The sequence below is a fragment of the Geodermatophilus sabuli genome, from assembly GCF_900215145.1.
Lineage (GTDB): Bacteria > Actinomycetota > Actinomycetes > Mycobacteriales > Geodermatophilaceae > Geodermatophilus > Geodermatophilus sabuli.
Genome location: NZ_OBDO01000025.1, coordinates 1 through 1,048, shown reverse-complemented (window position 1 = coordinate 1,048; position 1,048 = coordinate 1). Strand labels below are relative to the sequence as shown.

The window sequence follows — 1,048 nt, the reverse complement described above, 5'->3', positions numbered from 1 at the left end:
GCTCATCGGCGGTTTCCCGGGCGCATCTCGGGGACGGTGAGCTCGCCGGCGTCGACGATGAGGGCGTCGTCGAGGTAGAGGCTGCAGCCGCGCATCGGGATGTCGAAGTGGCAGGGGGTGTCGTTGGGGCCGCCGAGTTCGTTGTTGGGGCCGATGGAGAACATCACGTTGCCGTAGAAGGAGCGCAGCTCCATGCCCATGCCGCCGCCGAACTGGGTCAGTCCGTGCCAGTGGGCGCGCTCGTCCAGGCCCCAGCCGACGTGGGACATGCCGTAGCCGCGGGGGTCGTCGAAGCTGCGGATGTAGGAGTCCAGCAGGTCCGCGTCCAGGCTGGGGGCGCCGCCCACGCCGCGGATGGCGCGGATGAAGCCGGCCTCGATGGTGAGCTCGACCGGGGTCTGCACGTAGGTGTTGAACGGCAGCAGCACGTCCCCGGGGGACAGCACGATGCGCCCGTCGACGCCGTCGTCGGCGCCGCCGGTGAACACGAACGCGGCCGGCCAGTGGTCCCAGCGGCCGGGGGTGTCGGTGAAGCCGTACTCGCTCAGGGTGGGGTAGACGCCCAGGCGGTAGGTGACGTCGGTGCCGGCCGGGCTGGTGATCCGCATCGTGGTGGCCCCGGCCAGCAGTTCGGCGCCGATCTCGACCCGCTCGCGCAGTTCGCGGGTGGGCATCAGGCGGGCCAGCAGCGGAGCGGGTTCCACGCAGGTGAGGATGCGGGTGCCGGCGTCCTGGATGGCGAACTGCTCCTTGGAGAACAGCAGGAAGGTCAGGTCGATGACCATGTCGGCGGCCTTGAGCGCCTCCACCGCGCGCGGGTTGGTGCCCAGGCCGGACTCGCCGACGGCCCAGGCGCCCTTGGCCGTGGCCGGTGCGGGCAGCCGCAGGTGGTAGGTGGCCGCGCCCAGCTGCTGGGCGGCCCACAGGAACGCGTCGGCGTACTCCGGGCGCTCGGCGCCGCGGGACAGGACCGCGACGGTCTCGCCCTCGTGCACCGCCGACAGCCGCAGCTGCTCCAGACAGATCGAGTTGAACAGGTTCTGGTCCA

1 protein-coding gene is annotated in these 1,048 nt (G+C 71.5%); it reads right to left on the bottom strand.

Features of this window, described 5'->3' with window-relative positions; translation table 11 throughout:
* Positions 1-2: 2 nt before the first annotated feature.
* On the bottom strand, positions 3-1,048 hold a 1,046-nt coding region (locus CRP39_RS26075; RefSeq protein WP_101811082.1), incomplete at its 5' end, for a 2,5-dihydroxypyridine 5,6-dioxygenase NicX family protein.